Below are 17,529 nucleotides of genomic sequence, written 5' to 3' on the forward strand. Positions count from 1 at the left end.
TTCCCCCTCCACAACATTCAGTCGAGGGTCAACTGGAGGTATAAAAATATGTCATTTGCTTCGGAAACAAAAAAAGAATTAACAAATTTACAAGTAAAAGATTGCTGTGTTCGCTCAGAGCTGTCAGCATTGATTCGTATGAACGGATCATTATCTTTTTCCAATCGAATTTTGGTCGTGAATGTTCAGACGGAAAATGCAGCAATTGCTCGAAGGATTTATACTCTAATAAAGCGCATATATGATACTCCTGTTGAATTATTAGTTAGAAAAAAAATGCGTTTAAAGAAAAACAATGTTTATATTGTCCGGATGAAAGCGAAAGCTAAGGAAATTCTAGAGGATTTAGAAATATTAGGTGAAGGTTTTACTTTTATCCATAATATTTCACCCGCTTTAATTAAGAAAAAATGTTGTAAACGTTCCTATTTACGTGGTGCATTCCTTGCTGGAGGCTCCGTAAACAATCCTGAAACCTCCTCTTATCATCTAGAGATATTTTCATTGTATAAGGAACATAATGATTCTTTATGTGAATTAATGAACTTTTTCAATCTTAATAGTAAAACATTAGAACGAAAAAAGGGATTTATTACTTATTTAAAGGAAGCTGAAAAAATAACAGAGTTCTTAAATGTCATTGGTGCTCATAATTCATTACTTCGCTTCGAAGATGTTAGGATCGTACGGGATATGAGAAATTCGGTCAATCGACTAGTGAACTGTGAAACGGCCAATTTGAATAAAACAATTGGAGCTGCTCTCCGCCAGGTTGAAAATATTCGATTCATCGATGAAACAGTGGGTCTTCAAATATTACCAGATAAGCTTCGCGAAATTGCTGAATTACGTGTTGCCTACCAGGATGTTACACTGAAGGAATTGGGCGAAATGGTCTCATCAGGGAATATTAGTAAGTCCGGTATCAATCATCGATTAAGAAAAATTGACGAAATCGCTGACAAGCTCAGAGCAGGGGAACTAGATAGAAATTCTATTTCAAAATAAATTAGGGTAAATAAAAAATAAATGAAGGGAGAAGAAAGAATGGTTGAGAAACAAGTAGAAATAAAACTGAAAACAGGCCTACAAGCTCGTCCAGCAGCCTTGTTCGTTCAGGAGGCAAATCGTTATTCTTCGGAAATTTTCTTAGAGAAGGATGGCAAGAAGGTAAATGCCAAAAGTATTATGGGGTTAATGAGTTTAGCAGCAGGTGTAGGTTCCGTTATTACATTAAGTGCTAGTGGAAGCGATGAAAAAGAGGCGGTTGAAGGCTTAGCTAAATTTGTTGAGAACGAATAAATCATGTAACTTTCTGGCTACTAAGAGTCTGGAGAACTGTATGTAGAAAAGAACTGCTACCTATTTATAGGTAGCAGTTCTTTCAACTTTTTATCTTATTTTCTTTCGTCAGAACGAGTAATAATGCTATCAATTAACCCATATTCTTTTGCTTTTTCAGCAGTCATAAAGTTATCGCGGTCTGTATCTTTTTCGATTACTTCTAATGGCTGACCTGTACGTTCAGCTAAAATTTTATTTAATTTTTCACGTAAGAACAAAATACGCTTTGCAGCAATTTCAATTTCTGTTGCCTGTCCTTGTGCACCACCAAGCGGTTGGTGAATCATAACTTCACTATTTGGAAGTGCATATCTTTTACCTTTTTCACCTGCAGCTAGTAAGAAAGCACCCATGGAAGCAGCCATACCAGTACAAATTGTTGAAACATCAGATTTAATAAATTGCATCGTATCATAGATTGCCATACCAGCCGTGATACTTCCACCAGGGCTATTAATATAAAGTGAAATATCCTTACCTGGGTTTTCTGCATCTAAAAATAAAAGCTGTGCAACAATTGAATTTGCTACATTATCATCGATAGCACTACCAAGCATGATGATACGATCCTTTAATAATCTTGAATAAATATCATATGCACGTTCTCCACGATTCGTTTGTTCAATAACTGTAGGAATTAAGTTCATACTTGCTCCTCCTTAACATATTCGGTATATACACCGATTGAATTCTCTTTACAAGGCATTTTTTATTTAAAAGCCTAAAGGAAAATTTTCCTTATTTAATGTTATCATACACTGATGGTCAATAAAGGTCAAACAATTCACTTTTAATTTTATAAACTTTTTTACACTCTAAACATATTAACCAAATTAAAAGTTTTTAAACCATTTGAAAATATAAAAAAACCTCTTGTTCTCATCAGAACAAGAGGTTTCTTACGCCCTCGGAGGGAATCGAACCCCCATTTTAAGAACCGGAATCTCACGTGCTATCCGTTGCACCACGAGGGCATGTTTAGAACCGTACGAATTAAAATTATAAATGAGAAACACTGAAAATGCAACACTTTTTTCCAATCCCTTTCTATTAAAAATTCAGTATCTCATCTTAATCTTTTTTCGCAAATTTGGTCCGTCTATAGAGGTTGCATTACTTTACTCAGTGAAATGAAGAGAGTTCGTGGTCTTCAGCCGATAGTTATTAGTTCAAAGAGTCTTAACTAAAGAGATGATAAAGAAGGGATTTTACATTTATTATATACGGAGAATATATTGTAAGGTAAAATAATAAAAAAGGAACAAACGGAGGGGAATTGCTTGAATTTACAATTCGGATTATATCAACAACAATCTTTGAAATTAACAATGACACAAGAATTGAAACAAGCTATCGAACTTCTACAATACTCAACTCAAGAGCTAGTCTCTTTTCTAGAAGAAAAGGCTATCGAAAATCCTTTGATACAATTAGAGCATACAAATGTAAAATATATAGATTTAGGTTCGGATGGATTCAAAAAAAGAAAATCATACAAAAATGAGCGCGACTATAAACAATGGATTGATCAAATCTCTCAGTCATCTATCAATCTACAAGACTATTTATTTATGCAGCTTTCTTTGAAAACGCTAACAAATAGTGAAAAAGCTGTATTATCCTATCTCATTTACAATCTTGACTCAAATGGCTATCTAACTGTTCCAATTGAGGAAGTGGCTAAAAAGAATGATGTAGAGCTGGTAGTTGTGAACCGTTGCTTGGATATACTACATGGTTTAGAACCTGTCGGAGTCGGTGCACGAAATTTACAGGAGTGCTTATTACTACAGGTTAATCAAAAAAAAGATTGCCCAACCCTAGTTAATGACATTCTTACTCAATACTTTTTGGAGTTTGCCGATCGAAAATGGAAACCGCTTTCCAAGCGGCTTGGAGTGGAAATTAATGAGATACAATGGGCTGCTGACTATATCAAAACATTAAATCCACGACCAGGAGCAGCTTATCACTCGGAACAGGCGCAATATATCGTGCCGGATTTAATTGTAACGCTTGAGAATGATACGATCGAATTAGATCTGTTCCAGAAACATCTTCCAAATGTGCAATTTCAAAAAGACTATTATAAAATGATGTCATCCTATAAGGATCAACAAGTGAAACATTTTTTAAAGGAAAAAACACAAGATTATCAATGGATTATGAGAAGCCTTCGACAACGGAAAGAAACACTTTTGAAAGTAGGAATGGCGATTATTCAAAAGCAGTATGATTTCTTTTTAAAGGGACCGGAATATTTAAAACCTTTAACGATGAAAGAGATATCTGAAGAAATTAATGTGCATGAATCAACAGTTAGCCGGGCAGTAAGAGAAAAATTTATTCAAACACCATTTGGGACATATGAATTACGGTACTTTTTCTCAACGAGTATAATGAAATCTAATTCAATTGATGAGGAGGACCAGGCATCTGCTCAACAAGTTAAAATGCGCATATCCCATTTGATAGAACAAGAAAATAAATTAAAACCATTATCTGATCAAGGAATTGCAGATGATTTAAAAAATGAAGGGATCATCATCTCTCGTAGAACAGTAGCAAAGTATCGAGATCAATTAAACATTCCATCCTCTTCAAAAAGAAAGCGATTTGCATAATATAAGGAGAATCGATATGGATCAAGTAATATTTTACACAAGAAATCAATGCCAGCTCTGTAAAGAAGCCATGCAATTATTGACCATCTTACAAAGTGAATTTTCTTTTGAAATAATTGAGAAGAATATTGATGAAAGTGATGAGTTGACCGAGAAGTACGGCTTAATGATTCCAGTCATTGAAATGAATAATGAGATCATTCAATATGGCCAGATTGATTATTTTACCTTACAAAGCTATTTAAAAAAATAAATAAGTCAATTTGGTTGAATTCCTGTTTTTACCCTGCTAAAATAAAAATTGTAGCAAGGGTAAATTTTTTTATATCAGTCGGGACATAATATGTCTACGTGGGACGATAAGTGACCCGTGATATTTCTTGAAGGGAATAAAACGATGTATACATTAATTGAGCTTCAAAAAAAATTATTACCTGATATGCTCTCTGTTATGCAAAAACGTTTCCAAATTCTTCGCTCTATTCATTTTATGGAGCCAGTGGGAAGAAGAACATTAGCACAAGTATTGGGCTTCTCGGAACGCGTTTTACGTAGTGAAGTAGAATTTCTCAATGAACAAAAGCTCATTACAATTAAAACGAATGGAATGTCTGTTTCGGAACAGGGTCTTTCCGTACTCGAAGGTCTATCTGGAATGATGAGAGAGATTTCAGGCATCAATGAGATGGAAGAAAAGCTAAAAGAATTATTGAACCTTCAAGAAGTGGTTATTGTCCCTGGTGATAGTGATGAAACCCCTTGGGTAAAACAGGAACTTGGTAGAGCATGTGCAAAAAGAATGAAGAAGCGCCTTGTAGGAAAAAATACGATTGCTGTTGCAGGTGGTAGTACAATGGCAGCTGTCGCAGATATGATATCTGCTGATTTTATTGGTGATTCCGATACTGTTTTCGTACCAGCTAGAGGTGGAATTGGAGAAGATGTCAAAAATGAGGCAAATTCTGTGTGTGCCAAAATGGCGGAAAACACAGGTGCAAAACACCGTGTCCTGTATGTTCCTGATCAAGTAAGTAAAGAAGTATATCAGTCCTTTATTAAAGAACCCATTATAAAAGAGGTACTCCATTTAATTAAAAATGCAGACATGGTTTTACATGGAATTGGAGATGCTAATGTAATGGCTAAGCGTAGAAACACAAAGGAAGAAGATATGAAACTAATTACAAATGGACATGCGGTTGGAGAAGCCTTCGGTTACTATTTCAATGAAGCTGGTCAAGTAGTACATAAAGTACCTACGGTTGGCCTTCAATTACAAGACTTACAGAAAATTAAACATGTCATAGCCGTGGCTGGTGGATCTTCTAAAGCGAAAGCAATAAAAGCTTGTATGAAAAGTGCAACAAAATCTACTGTCCTGATTACCGATGAAGGTGCTGCAACAAAAATGATTGGTTATTAGTTTCAAAAGGAAGATTCTTTTTGAAATTATATAAATTATAAAAGATATCCTAAGGAGGAAATATAAATGACTGTAAAAGTTGGTATCAATGGTTTTGGTCGTATTGGTCGTAATGTATTTCGTGCTGCATTAAATAATCCTGAGGTTGAAGTGGTAGCTGTTAATGATTTAACAGATGCGAATATGCTCGCTCATCTTTTAAAATATGATACTGTTCATGGAACACTTGAGCAAGATGTAACTGTTGACGGAGATAGCCTTGTTGTAGGCGGACATAAAGTAAAAGTTTTAGCTGAACGTGACCCAGCTCAACTTGGTTGGGGAGATCTTGGAGTAGATATCGTTGTAGAATCTACTGGTCGCTTCACAAAACGTGCAGATGCTGCTAAACATTTAGAAGCTGGTGCAAAAAAAGTTATTATCTCTGCTCCTGCAACAGATGAAGATATTACAATTGTAATGGGTGTTAACGAAGATAAATATGATGCTGCTAATCATAATGTTATCTCTAACGCTTCTTGTACAACAAACTGCTTAGCACCATTTGCAAAAGTACTAAATGAAAAATTTGGTATTAAACGTGGTATGATGACAACTGTTCACTCATATACAAATGATCAACAAATTCTTGATTTACCACATAAAGACTATCGACGTGCACGTGCAGCAGCAGAAAATATGATTCCAACAACTACAGGTGCTGCAAAAGCTGTTGCTTTAGTTTTACCTGAATTAAAAGGGAAATTAAACGGTATGGCAATGCGTGTACCTACTTCAAACGTATCAGTTGTCGATCTAGTTGCTGAATTAGATAAAAATGTAACTGCTGAAGAGGTTAATGCAGCATTAAAAGAAGCTGCAGAAGGTGAATTAAAAGGAATTCTTGCATACAGTGATCTTCCACTTGTATCTCGTGATTACAATGGTGCAAAAGAATCATCAACTGTAGATGGTTTATCTACAATGGTATTAGAAGATAATATGGTAAAAGTTCTTTCATGGTATGACAATGAAACTGGTTATTCAAACCGTGTAGTAGACTTAGCTGCTTACATTGCAAAAAAAGGTTTGTAATATAATTTAAAATTTCATTTTTAATTCGATGAATGTAATGGTATATTTTTCTTGAACCATTTTTACTTGGAAAGCACAAGCTAACCTGTAGAAATGGACAAAGGGGAGTGGGGAACAATCCCCCTCCCTTTTTACATAGGCTATTTAGTATTTAGTTTAAAACTTTTGCTAATATGCCTGTACATAATTGTGTTACTAAAGGAGGTCATAACGGATGAATAAGAAGACAATTAAAGATATTGATTTGCGTGGAAAACGTGTATTTTGCCGGGTTGACTTTAATGTCCCACTTCAAAATGGAAACGTAACAGATGATACGCGAATCCGTGCAGCATTACCAACTATTCAGTACTTAATAGATCAGGGAGCTAAGGTAATTTTAGCTAGCCATTTAGGACGTCCCAAAGGCCAAGTAGTGGAAGAATTAAGACTTACACCTGTTGCCAAAAGATTAAGTGAGTTATTGAAAAAGGATATTCGTAAATCAAACGAGGCTTACGGTGAAATTGCAAAGGCAGAAATTGATCAATTAAATGATGGTGATGTTGTCTTACTTGAAAATGTTCGTTTTTATCCTGGAGAGGAAAAAAATGACCCGGAATTAGCGAAGAACTTTGCAGATTTAGCTGATATTTATGTGAATGATGCATTTGGTGCAGCACACCGCGCCCATGCTTCAACAGAAGGAATTGCGAAATTTTTACCAGCTGTTGCAGGTTTCTTAATGGAAAAGGAACTAGAAGTTCTCGGGAAAGCACTTTCTAATCCAGAACGTCCTTTTACAGCAATTATTGGTGGGGCAAAAGTAAAAGATAAAATTGGTGTCATTGATAACTTGCTAGAGAAAGTCGATAACTTGATTATCGGTGGTGGTCTAGCTTATACGTTTGTTAAAGCAAAGGGTTATGAAATCGGAAAATCTTTATTAGAAGAAGATAAGATTGATCTGGCAAAATCATTTATGGAAAAAGCAGAACAAAAAAATGTGAAATTCTATATGCCTGTAGATGTAGTTGTAGCGGATGATTTTTCAGATTCAGCTAATAAAAAGGTTGTTTCCATTGATGAAATTCCAGCTGATTGGGAAGCTCTTGATATAGGACCAAAAACAATAGAACTTTATCGTGATGTCGTTCGTGAGTCCAAACTTGTCATTTGGAACGGACCTATGGGAGTATTTGAATTAGATTCCTTTGCGAATGGTACTAAGGGTGTAGCAGCTGCTTTAGCAGAAGCACCAAATACATATTCTGTAATTGGTGGAGGAGATTCTGCTGCAGCTGTAGAGAAATTCAATCTAGCAGATAAAATGAGTCATATTTCAACTGGTGGTGGAGCTTCTTTAGAATTTATGGAAGGTAAAACATTACCAGGTGTTGCTGCGTTAAACGATAAATAAGCAATCGTTGAAAATAGAAAGGATGTTATTCATGCGTAAACCGATTATTGCCGGTAACTGGAAGATGCATAAAACAATGTCTGAAGCAAAATCATTTGCTGAAGCAGTTTCAGGCTTAGTTCCAAATAAAAACGTCGTTGATTCTGTTATTTGTGCACCAGCTCTATTTTTAGATCGATTAGTAGAATCTACGAATCAGTCTGATGTTGCCATTGGTGCTCAAAATATGCACTTTGAAGAAAGTGGAGCATTTACAGGAGAAATTAGTCCAAAAGCTCTTCAAGATTTACATGTAGATTATGTCATTCTTGGTCACTCAGAGCGTCGAGAAATGTTTAATGAAACAGATGAAGCGGTAAATAAAAAAGTACTAGCTGCATTTAAATACAATCTAACTCCAATCGTATGTGTAGGGGAAACTCTTGAACAAAGAGAAAACAATGAAACAATGGATTTTGTTGCTTCACAAGTGAAAAACGCATTAGTTGGATTGACTGAGGATCAAGTGAAACAAACAGTGATTGCATATGAACCAATCTGGGCAATTGGAACAGGAAAATCTTCTACTGCAGAAGATGCAAATGAAGTTTGCTCACATATCCGCAAAGTTGTTGAACAACAATTTTCAAAAGAAGCTGCTGATTCTGTACGTATTCAATATGGTGGTAGTGTAAAACCAACGAATATTAAAGAATATATGGCACAGTCTGATATTGATGGAGCATTAGTTGGCGGTGCAAGTTTAGAGCCACAAAGCTTTTTACAACTACTGGAGGCGGTAAGCCATGAGTAAATCTCCTGTAGCCCTAATTATTTTGGATGGGTTTGGTTTGCGTGAGGAAACAAAGGGAAATGCGGTTACTCAAGCTAAAAAGCCGAACTTTGATCGATTTTGGGCAAATTATCCTCACAATACATTAACTGCGAGTGGTGAGGCAGTTGGATTACCTGAGGGTCAAATGGGAAACTCTGAGGTAGGACATTTAAATATCGGTGCTGGTCGTATCGTTTATCAAAGTTTAACAAGGGTAAATGTATCAATTCGCGAAGGAGATTTTGTGAAAAATGAAACCTTCCTTCAAGCCATTGAAAATGTGAAAAAGAATGGAACTAGTCTCCATCTATTTGGACTTTTATCTGATGGGGGCGTACACAGTCATATCAATCATCTATTCGCATTATTAAAACTAGCAGCAAGTGAAGGCGTGAAAAAGGTGTATGTCCACTCTTTCCTTGATGGTCGTGATGTTGGTCCACAAACTGCTGAAAAATATATAAAAGAAACACAAAAAGTAATGGATGAACTAGGGGTCGGTGAATTTGCTACGATTTCTGGTCGTTATTATTCAATGGACCGTGATAAGCGTTGGGAACGTGTAGAGAAATCGTATCGCGCAATGGTTTATGGAGAAGGTCCAACGTATACAGATCCATTAAAGCTTGTAGAGGATTCATATTCTCATGGTATCTATGATGAATTCGTTATTCCTTCTGTTATCACAAAAGAAAATGGTGAGCCTGTAGCAACAATTAAAGATAAGGACTCAGTCATCTTCTATAATTTTAGACCTGACCGTGCAATACAAATTTCTAACACGTTTACGAATAAAGATTTTCGTTCATTTGATCGCGGTCCAAAGCATCCAAAAGATTTATTTTTTGTTTGTTTAACTCATTTTTCAGAAACTGTAGATGGATATGTTGCTTTTCAACCTGTAAACTTGGATAATACACTTGGTGAAGTTTTATCACAAAACGGTTTAAAACAATTACGTATAGCAGAAACAGAGAAATATCCACATGTTACCTTCTTTATGAGTGGGGGACGTGAAGCTGAATTTCCTGGCGAAACACGAATATTAATTAATTCACCAAAGGTAGCTACCTATGATTTAAAACCGGAAATGAGTGCTTATGAAGTTACAGATGCATTATTAAAAGAAATTCAAGATGATAAACAAGATGCGATCATTCTTAACTTTGCCAATCCAGATATGGTTGGGCACTCAGGAATGCTAGAGCCAACAATAAAAGCGATAGAAACAGTAGATGAATGTCTTGGTAAGATTGTTGATCTCATTATCGAAAAGGGTGGTACAGCAATTATTACTGCTGATCACGGGAATGCCGATGAAGTGATCACTCTCGAAGGTCAACCAATGACAGCTCATACTACCAACCCGGTTCCAGTTATCGTAACGAAAAAAGGAATAGAACTTCGAGATGGCGGGATATTAGGCGATCTTGCTCCGACCATGCTTGATCTACTTGGTGTAAAACAGCCTGAAGAAATGACAGGTAAAACGATTATTAAACATTAAATTATTTACTTAGTCTAAGTTACAAAAAACAAGAATTAACTTATCAAAATTTATTGAAAAGAATAGGAGAATAAAATATGCCACATATTACTGAAGTATACGCACGCGAAGTATTGGATTCACGCGGTAATCCAACTGTAGAAGTAGAAGTTTACACAGCATCAGGTGCATTTGGACGCGCCTTAGTACCAAGTGGTGCATCAACTGGTGAATATGAAGCAGTTGAACTTCGTGACGGTGATAAGAGCCGTTATTTAGGAAAAGGTGTTCAAACTGCTGTTAAAAATGTTAACGAAATTATTGCTGAAGAATTAATCGGTTATGACGTTACAGAGCAAGTAGTTATTGATAAACTTCTTATTGAACTAGATGGTACGGAAAACAAAGGTAAGCTTGGCGCAAATGCTATTTTAGGTGTATCTATGGCGGTTGCTCGTGCTGCAGCTGATTTCTTAGGAATTGAACTTTATGAATACCTTGGAGGATTTAACTCTAAGCAACTTCCAGTACCAATGATGAACATCGTCAATGGTGGAGAACATGCAGATAACAATGTGGATATTCAAGAATTTATGATTATGCCTGTTGGTGCACCAACATTCAAGGAAGCATTACGTATGGGTGCTGAAATTTTCCATAATCTTAAAGCCGTTCTTAAATCAAAAGGTTTAAATACAGCTGTTGGTGATGAAGGTGGTTTCGCTCCTAACTTAAAATCAAATGAAGAAGCCCTTCAAACAATTATCGAGGCAATCGAGAAAGCTGGTTACAAGCCAGGAGAAGAAGTTATGCTTGCAATGGATGCTGCATCTTCCGAATTCTATAATAAAGAAGACGGTAAATATCATTTATCAGGTGAAGGTGTTGTCCGTACATCTGCTGAAATGGTGGATTGGTATGAAGAGCTTACTTCTAAATATCCAATCATCTCAATCGAAGATGGTTTAGATGAAAATGACTGGGAAGGTCATAAGCTTCTAACTGAACGTATCGGTAAAAAAGTTCAACTTGTTGGTGACGATTTATTCGTAACGAATACAAAGAAACTTTCTGAAGGAATCAAACAAGGTGTTGGCAATGCAATCTTAATTAAAGTTAACCAAATTGGTACACTAACAGAAACTTTCGATGCCATTGAAATGGCAAAACGTGCAGGCTACACAGCAATCATCTCACACCGTTCTGGTGAAACAGAAGATACAACTATTGCTGACATTGCTGTTGCAACAAACGCTGGTCAAATTAAAACTGGTGCACCATCTCGTACAGACCGTGTTGCAAAATACAACCAATTACTTCGTATTGAAGATCAATTAGCTGATACAGCTCAATACCTAGGAAAAGATACATTCTACAATTTGAAAAAATAATTGTTAGTTAAAGATGCCGGCTGCTTGCCGGCTTTTTTTACTAGGTAAGACAATATATATTCCCTTTTTTTATGGGAAATCTGGTGTTGAAAATATTTCGTGCGAATCCAGCGTAAGATCGTGCGAATCATGTAGGAATTTGTGCGAATCAAGCAATATAATTTGTATTCGTGCCAAACAAGGTCCGTTTCGTGCGAATAACGAAAATTTCATGCGAATTCCATCCTTATTTGTGCGAATTCTATACCCTATCGCAAATCATTTTTACTTTTTTTAGTGACAGACACCATTTTTGGTTCTAGCCACCAAATTTCGTTGTGTACAAGTTGAAAGTATGGTACAGTAAAGTTACGTTTATTTGTTCGATATGGAGGTGGGCTTCGTGCACGCATTGTTTATGACATTATTAATCGTTGATGCGATTGCATTAATTATTGTTGTACTTTTACAGTCAGGAAAAAGTGCAGGTTTATCAGGAGCGATTTCTGGTGGTGCAGAACAGCTATTTGGAAAGCAAAAAGCTCGTGGAATGGATTTAGTATTACATCGAATTACAGTAGTTCTTGCAGTATTATTTATTTTATTAGCATTAGCTGTTTCATATTTCGGAATTTAAACACCTGACTGACCGATGGTTGGTCAGGTTTTTTATCGTTTATTATCATCTACATTTTAGAAATGAGATGTGACGAAAACTCCGGGTGAAGTTTCTGAATCGAGCGGAAAAAGGGACGAGGTGTGAGAAAACGTAAGTGTTATTCTCGCAGGAACAGAAAAATGGAAGATACTGTAATCGATAGATATTATAAACGATCTAATGATTTAGGTTTTTGTTTTTAAATATTCCTTCATAAACAAGCAGTAATTTCTGGAATGTTTGAAAAGAGTCTGTTAAAACTAAGATACAAAGTCTTTTTTAAAGGAGTAAGCATCATGAAAATTGTACCACCAAAGCCATTTACATTCGAAGCAGGAAAACGAGCGGTATTACTACTACATGGATTTACAGGTAGTTCTGCTGATGTTCGTATGCTTGGAAGATTTCTTGAAAAAAAGGGCTATACCACACATGCCCCAATTTATAAAGGACATGGAGTACCACCTGAAGAATTAGTTCATACTGGTCCCAATGATTGGTGGCAGGATGTAATGACAGGTTATGAGCATTTAAAAAATAAAGGGTATGATGAAATCGCTGTTGCAGGTTTATCACTAGGTGGGGTATTTTCTTTAAAATTAGGTTACACTGTACCTGTAAAGGGAATAATTCCTATGTGTGCCCCTATGTATATAAAAAGTGAAGAAACGATGTATGACGGTATAATTGATTACGCTAAACAATATAAAAAGTTTGAAGGTAAAACTGACAGCCAAATTGAGATAGAAATAGAAGAGTTTAAGAAAACACCGATGAAAACCTTAAAAGCTCTTCAAGAATTAATTGGAAAAGTTCGTGATAATGTAGATATGATCTATTCGCCAACCTTCGTCGTACAAGCTAGAAATGATGAAATGATTAACACGGATAGTGCGAATATTATCTATAATAGTGTTGAATCCGATCAAAAAAAGATTAAATGGTATGAAGAATCAGGGCATGTGATTACATTAGACAAAGAAAAAGAACAACTTCACGAAGATATTTATGAATATCTTGAGCAATTAGATTGGTCTGAATAAGGAGGGATGATTATGGAAGAAAAAATTGCACGAATTTTAACATATATGAAAGACGAAGCCTATAAACCACTGACCGTTCAAGAATTGGAGCAAGTATTTGGAATTGAAGATTCTACAGATTTTAAGGAATTTGTTAAAACACTTGTGTCAATGGAAGAAAAAGGGCTTGTCGTTCGAACAAGAAGTAATCGCTATGGTCTTCCAGAGAAAATGAATCTTGTACGTGGGAAAATGACTGGTCATGCAAAGGGCTTTGCCTTTGTAACACCTGAAGAGCCGGGATTAGATGATATTTTTATCCCACCCCATGAAAAAAATAACGCTATGCATGGCGATATCGTTTTAGTACGAGTTTCTTCACAAAGCTCAGGAGCGAGAAGAGAAGGATCCGTTGTCCGGATTTTAGAACGTGGGATTACAGAAATAGTAGGAACCTATACAGAAAGCAAATATTTCGGATTTGTTATTCCAGATGATAAAAAATTCGGGAGCGATGTTTTTATCCCGAAAAATGAAAATGCAGGAGCAGTAGAGGGACACAAGGTGGTTGTTCACTTAACCTCTTATCCAGAAGGGCATAAAAATGCTGAGGGAGAAGTAGTAAGAATCCTAGGACATAAAAATGACCCAGGAGTAGACATTCTATCTGTCATACATAAACATGGTCTCCCGCAAGCATTTCCTGAGGAAGTATTAGAACAAGCCAATAATGTACCAGATACGATCGATGAAAGTGAAATTGGAAATCGTCGCGATTTACGCCAGGAAACTATAGTTACCATTGACGGGGCTGATGCAAAGGATTTAGATGATGCTGTTACGGTTACTCGTCTTGAAAATGGTCATTATAAATTGGGCGTGCATATTGCTGATGTGACGCACTATGTGACAGAAGGCTCACCGATTGATAGAGAAGCATTAGAAAGAGGTACTAGTGTTTATTTAGTTGACCGCGTCATACCTATGATTCCGCATCGATTATCCAATGGAATCTGTTCGTTAAACCCTAAAGTTAATCGTTTTACCTTATCGTGTGAAATGGAAATTAACGATAAAGGGGAAGTGGTTAACCATGAGATTTTTGAAAGCATCATTAAAACGACTGAAAGAATGACCTACTCAGATGTAAATAAAATCTTAGTAGATAAAGATGAAGAAGTTCGAGACCGTTACCAAATGTTAGTTCCAATGTTTGAAACAATGGAACAATTGGCTGAAATCCTTCGAAATAAAAGAATGGAACGCGGTGCCATTGATTTTGATTTTAAAGAGGCAAAGGTCGTTGTCGATGAAGAAGGAAAGCCAGTTGATGTAGTCATTCGAGAACGTTCAGTTGCCGAGCGTTTAATTGAAGAATTCATGCTTGCTGCCAATGAAACCATTGCTGAACATTTTCATTGGCTTGATGTTCCATTCATGTATCGAATTCATGAAGACCCTAAGGAAGAAAAGCTACAACGCTTTTTCGAATTTATTACTAATTTCGGTTTAATTGTTAGAGGAACAGCCAACTCTGTCCATCCTAGAGCATTGCAAGAAATTATTGAAGCAGTCCAAGGCAAACCAGAGGAAATGGTCATCTCGACTGTTATGCTTCGTTCGATGCAACAAGCAAAATATGATCCTGAAAGTTTAGGACATTTTGGCTTATCAACTCAGTTTTATACACATTTTACATCACCGATTCGTCGCTATCCGGACTTAATCGTCCATCGCTTAATTCGTACGTATCTCATAGAAGGAAAACTCGATCAAGCGACTAGAGCGAAATGGGATGCATCACTTCAAGAGATAGCAGACCATGCCTCAAAAATGGAAAGACGGGCAGTTGATGCTGAACGTGAAACAGATGAGTTGAAAAAAGCTGAATATATGGAAGATAAAGTGGGCGAAGAATTCGATGGAATGATTAGTTCTGTAACGAATTTTGGAATGTTTGTTGAATTACCAAATACAATTGAAGGTCTAGTTCATGTTAGTTATATGACAGATGACTATTATCATTATGATGAACGTCAATATGCGATGATTGGTGAAAAAACGGGAAATGTATTCCGCATCGGTGACGAAATTACGGTTCGAGTCATTAATGTAAATAAAGATGAACACGATATTGACTTTGAAATTGTAGGTATGAAGAATAACCAGGCAAGACGAGGAAGACAAGAACAGCCTAGAATTGTTAAGGTTCGTTCACATAAAAAGGATACAAAGAATAAAGGACCACAAGGAAATTCTGATAATGGTGATTGGTCTACACGTCCACCAAAAGCAAAGAAGAAAAAGAAAAAATCCTTTGCTAATACACCGAAAAATAAGCGTTCAAAAAAACGTAAATAAACCAAGTGGCACTTTGATACCTGTGATCAAGGTGCCCTTACTTTCAGGCAAGAGGGGAGAAGAAAAAGATGCCAAAAGGAGAAGGCAAAGTAGTTGCACAAAATAAAAAAGCAAATCATGATTACTTTATTGAGGAAACATTTGAAGCGGGAATTGTTCTTCAAGGCACAGAAATTAAATCGATTCGTGCGGGTCGTGTGAACCTGAAGGATTCGTTTGCTAGAATCCAAAAAGGTGAAGTTTTCATTTACAATATGCACATTAGTACATATGAACAAGGAAATCGTTATAACCATGATCCATTGCGTGAAAGAAAATTATTGCTTCACCGTAAACAAATAAATAAATTAATTGGAGAAACGAAGGAAGCTGGCTATGCATTAGTCCCTCTTAAAATGTATTTAAAAGATGGTTATGCTAAAGTGCTTATCGGCCTAGGTAAAGGGAAAAAGAAATATGATAAGCGTGAAGATCTAAAGAAAAAAGAAGCCAAACGTGAAATTGAAAAAGCCTTTAAAGCTCGTCAGCAAATGTAGTTTGAAGAAATTTACAATTGCATTACATGATTATTATGCTATAATAATACATGTAGTTAATAAAGATAAGCTCATATGTCTCGAGCGTCTTTCTCTTTTTAAGAGAAATCGTAACCTTTCTATTATGGGGACGTTACGGATTCGACAGGGATAGTTTGAGCTTAGGTTGCGAGTCGAGGGGGTCGTCCTCGTAAAAACGCCAAAGCCAATAATAACTGGCAAATCTAACAATAACTTCGCTTTAGCTGCCTAATAAGCACTAAGCGGATCCTCCCTCCATCGCCCATGTGGTAGGGTCAGGGTCTCAACTGTAGTGGGCTACGCCGGTTGTCCTCCGCCTGGGGACGATGGAAGAGACCAATCAGGCTAGCACTTCAGACGCCTGTCGATAGGCAGAAGAAGCTGCGAAACAATAATATATCGACTACACTCGTAGACGCTTAAGTGGCAATGTTTCTGGACGTGGGTTCGATTAGTAAATAGTCGCCTTATGTGGTAACACATAAGTGAAAATCCGGCTTTATCGGTGAAACCTAAGTTGCTTAAATGCGATAAGGCAATGCCGAGCGGTATGTGGAGTAATCCAACAGCCGTGTATCGACTTATAGGCTACCTGAAAGGTAGTACTAGGATACGAAATCTACTTAAACTAAGTAAATATATATTTCGTATAATACGCCGGGGTACCTGAAAGATATTCAGGTACAAGATATAGTCAGTGCCATTACGAAAGTATGGAATAGCACGTCCCACCGTCTCCACCAAATACATAATGGTGGATAATAATTTAATAATTATGACATAAAGCATAAAATTTCCTTTGGAAACTTTATGCTTTATTTTGTGTGGGAAGGATTTTGATTAGATTAGAGATAATTAAAGTGTAGGAAATATGGAAATATCTTGTTTTCTTTTGGAATTTTCATTGGTTTGTATAGTTAAAATTTTATAATTTGAAAAATTTCTCTTCAAACATCAATTTTTCTTTTAAAAGTTCATGAGAGTATTTTCCATTTCGTGGAGTGACAGTATCGTAATTATTGAGAATCCATTTAGCACGTTCTCTTTTTTGGTTTATCCTTAGAAATGGTTTTATCGATTGTAATGTATGAAATACATCTAATTTCTTTTTAATATATAGGGTATATGAATTTTTATATTTATTCGTATTGTAATTCTTTTTATTTATTATTATTCCCCTTGTTAAAGATTGAATATAAATGAGTAGTTCTTTATCAGTAGAAGCAATTGTGATACATGGACGTCTGTTTTCCTTTTCATGCATTCTAGTTAAAGTAATGCTTCCTTCCCCATCTATAATTCCAGCTACATAGGCTGCTTCCCATTTTTCCATGTCTAGCCTCCCTTTTATAAAAACGATCATACGTTCTATTTTGAGTTTACAAAATTTAGTGTGA

The 17,529-nt window shown here is 36.1% G+C and carries 16 protein-coding genes, 1 tRNA gene and 1 other RNA gene; 15 read left to right on the plus strand and 3 right to left on the minus strand.

The annotated features are described in order from the left end of the window. The first annotated feature begins 48 nt into the window (after positions 1–48). Positions 49–1,008 (plus strand): DNA-binding protein WhiA, encoded by a 960-nt coding sequence (whiA, locus tag NST63_RS06565; RefSeq protein ID WP_058002863.1) that lies wholly within the window; start codon positions 49–51, stop codon positions 1,006–1,008. Positions 1,009–1,047: 39 nt separating this feature from the next. Continuing rightward, positions 1,048–1,302: an HPr family phosphocarrier protein gene (locus tag NST63_RS06570; protein WP_058002862.1), complete on the plus strand. Its 255-nt coding sequence runs from the start codon at positions 1,048–1,050 to the stop codon at positions 1,300–1,302. A gap of 95 nt (positions 1,303–1,397) precedes the next feature. Here the strand turns inward: NST63_RS06570 and clpP are convergent, their stop codons facing one another. Further along, on the minus strand, positions 1,398–1,991 hold the full coding sequence (gene clpP, locus NST63_RS06575) for an ATP-dependent Clp endopeptidase proteolytic subunit ClpP (protein WP_058002861.1): 594 nt from the start codon (positions 1,989–1,991) through the stop codon (positions 1,398–1,400). A 255-nt stretch (positions 1,992–2,246) separates the two neighbouring features. After that, positions 2,247–2,318 (minus strand) — tRNA-Arg (locus NST63_RS06580). A gap of 306 nt (positions 2,319–2,624) precedes the next feature. Between NST63_RS06580 and rpoN the strand changes: the two genes are divergently transcribed. The 13 genes from rpoN (at position 2,625) to ssrA (ending at position 16,586) form a co-directional block, all read left to right on the plus strand. After that, a complete protein-coding gene (gene rpoN / locus NST63_RS06585) occupies positions 2,625–3,968 on the plus strand; it encodes an RNA polymerase factor sigma-54 (RefSeq protein ID WP_341041634.1) in 1,344 nt (447 codons plus the stop codon). Between the two features lie 16 nt (positions 3,969–3,984). Continuing rightward, entirely contained in the window at positions 3,985–4,221 is a 237-nt protein-coding gene (locus NST63_RS06590; protein WP_212944546.1) for a glutaredoxin family protein, read from the plus strand. Positions 4,222–4,365: 144 nt separating this feature from the next. After that, positions 4,366–5,391: a sugar-binding transcriptional regulator gene (locus NST63_RS06595; RefSeq protein WP_058002858.1), complete on the plus strand. Its 1,026-nt coding sequence runs from the start codon at positions 4,366–4,368 to the stop codon at positions 5,389–5,391. Positions 5,392–5,457: 66 nt separating this feature from the next. After that, positions 5,458–6,465 (plus strand): type I glyceraldehyde-3-phosphate dehydrogenase, encoded by a 1,008-nt coding sequence (gene gap, locus NST63_RS06600; protein WP_071976498.1) that lies wholly within the window; start codon positions 5,458–5,460, stop codon positions 6,463–6,465. A gap of 214 nt (positions 6,466–6,679) precedes the next feature. Further along, a complete protein-coding gene (locus tag NST63_RS06605; protein ID WP_058002856.1) occupies positions 6,680–7,864 on the plus strand; it encodes a phosphoglycerate kinase in 1,185 nt (394 codons plus the stop codon). A 31-nt stretch (positions 7,865–7,895) separates the two neighbouring features. After that, the gene (gene tpiA, locus NST63_RS06610) at positions 7,896–8,657 is read left to right on the plus strand and encodes a triose-phosphate isomerase (RefSeq protein WP_071976496.1); all 762 of its coding nucleotides are present in this window, start codon (positions 7,896–7,898) and stop codon (positions 8,655–8,657) included. Beyond that, complete coding sequence (gene gpmI / locus NST63_RS06615; protein ID WP_341041635.1) at positions 8,650–10,185, plus strand: 2,3-bisphosphoglycerate-independent phosphoglycerate mutase; 1,536 nt, start codon at positions 8,650–8,652, stop codon at positions 10,183–10,185. The genes tpiA and gpmI overlap by 8 nt, the downstream gene beginning before the upstream one ends. 77 nt (positions 10,186–10,262) lie before the next feature. Further along, positions 10,263–11,555 carry a phosphopyruvate hydratase gene (eno, locus tag NST63_RS06620; protein ID WP_058002853.1) on the plus strand — a complete coding sequence of 431 codons (1,293 nt, stop codon included), beginning with the start codon at positions 10,263–10,265 and terminating at the stop codon, positions 11,553–11,555. Between the two features lie 382 nt (positions 11,556–11,937). Next, positions 11,938–12,171, plus strand: a complete 234-nt coding sequence (gene secG / locus NST63_RS06625; protein WP_058002851.1) for a preprotein translocase subunit SecG — start codon at positions 11,938–11,940, stop codon at positions 12,169–12,171. A gap of 317 nt (positions 12,172–12,488) precedes the next feature. Continuing rightward, complete coding sequence (locus NST63_RS06630) at positions 12,489–13,235, plus strand: alpha/beta hydrolase (RefSeq protein WP_212944544.1); 747 nt, start codon at positions 12,489–12,491, stop codon at positions 13,233–13,235. A gap of 12 nt (positions 13,236–13,247) precedes the next feature. Beyond that, the gene (gene rnr / locus NST63_RS06635) at positions 13,248–15,575 is read left to right on the plus strand and encodes a ribonuclease R (protein ID WP_341041638.1); all 2,328 of its coding nucleotides are present in this window, start codon (positions 13,248–13,250) and stop codon (positions 15,573–15,575) included. Between the two features lie 68 nt (positions 15,576–15,643). Then, the gene (smpB, locus tag NST63_RS06640) at positions 15,644–16,111 is read left to right on the plus strand and encodes an SsrA-binding protein SmpB (protein WP_058002848.1); all 468 of its coding nucleotides are present in this window, start codon (positions 15,644–15,646) and stop codon (positions 16,109–16,111) included. A 134-nt stretch (positions 16,112–16,245) separates the two neighbouring features. Then, positions 16,246–16,586: a transfer-messenger RNA gene (ssrA, locus tag NST63_RS06645) on the plus strand. Between the two features lie 471 nt (positions 16,587–17,057). On the opposite strand, the gene NST63_RS06650 is transcribed toward ssrA, so the two are convergent. Further along, positions 17,058–17,465 carry an LAGLIDADG family homing endonuclease gene (locus NST63_RS06650; protein WP_341041640.1) on the minus strand — a complete coding sequence of 136 codons (408 nt, stop codon included), beginning with the start codon at positions 17,463–17,465 and terminating at the stop codon, positions 17,058–17,060. Between the last annotated feature and the right edge of the window lie 64 nt (positions 17,466–17,529).

The sequence above is a fragment of the Heyndrickxia sp. FSL W8-0496 genome, from assembly GCF_038007825.1.
GTDB classification, from domain to species: Bacteria; Bacillota; Bacilli; order Bacillales; family Bacillaceae_C; genus Heyndrickxia; species Heyndrickxia oleronia.

What these genes read in the sequence shown, in the direction of transcription:
- whiA (WP_058002863.1), top strand. Translation starts at nt 49, where the DNA reads ATGTCATTTGCTTCGGAAACAAAAAAAGAATTAACAAATTTACAAGTA.
- NST63_RS06570 (WP_058002862.1), top strand. Translation starts at nt 1,048, where the DNA reads ATGGTTGAGAAACAAGTAGAAATAAAACTGAAAACAGGCCTACAAGCT.
- clpP (WP_058002861.1), bottom strand. Translation starts at nt 1,991, where the DNA reads ATGAACTTAATTCCTACAGTTATTGAACAAACGAATCGTGGAGAACGT.
- NST63_RS06590 (WP_212944546.1), top strand. Translation starts at nt 3,985, where the DNA reads ATGGATCAAGTAATATTTTACACAAGAAATCAATGCCAGCTCTGTAAA.
- NST63_RS06595 (WP_058002858.1), top strand. Translation starts at nt 4,366, where the DNA reads ATGTATACATTAATTGAGCTTCAAAAAAAATTATTACCTGATATGCTC.
- gap (WP_071976498.1), top strand. Translation starts at nt 5,458, where the DNA reads ATGACTGTAAAAGTTGGTATCAATGGTTTTGGTCGTATTGGTCGTAAT.
- NST63_RS06605 (WP_058002856.1), top strand. Translation starts at nt 6,680, where the DNA reads ATGAATAAGAAGACAATTAAAGATATTGATTTGCGTGGAAAACGTGTA.
- tpiA (WP_071976496.1), top strand. Translation starts at nt 7,896, where the DNA reads ATGCGTAAACCGATTATTGCCGGTAACTGGAAGATGCATAAAACAATG.
- gpmI (WP_341041635.1), top strand. Translation starts at nt 8,650, where the DNA reads ATGAGTAAATCTCCTGTAGCCCTAATTATTTTGGATGGGTTTGGTTTG.
- eno (WP_058002853.1), top strand. Translation starts at nt 10,263, where the DNA reads ATGCCACATATTACTGAAGTATACGCACGCGAAGTATTGGATTCACGC.
- NST63_RS06630 (WP_212944544.1), top strand. Translation starts at nt 12,489, where the DNA reads ATGAAAATTGTACCACCAAAGCCATTTACATTCGAAGCAGGAAAACGA.
- rnr (WP_341041638.1), top strand. Translation starts at nt 13,248, where the DNA reads ATGGAAGAAAAAATTGCACGAATTTTAACATATATGAAAGACGAAGCC.
- smpB (WP_058002848.1), top strand. Translation starts at nt 15,644, where the DNA reads ATGCCAAAAGGAGAAGGCAAAGTAGTTGCACAAAATAAAAAAGCAAAT.
- NST63_RS06650 (WP_341041640.1), bottom strand. Translation starts at nt 17,465, where the DNA reads ATGGAAAAATGGGAAGCAGCCTATGTAGCTGGAATTATAGATGGGGAA.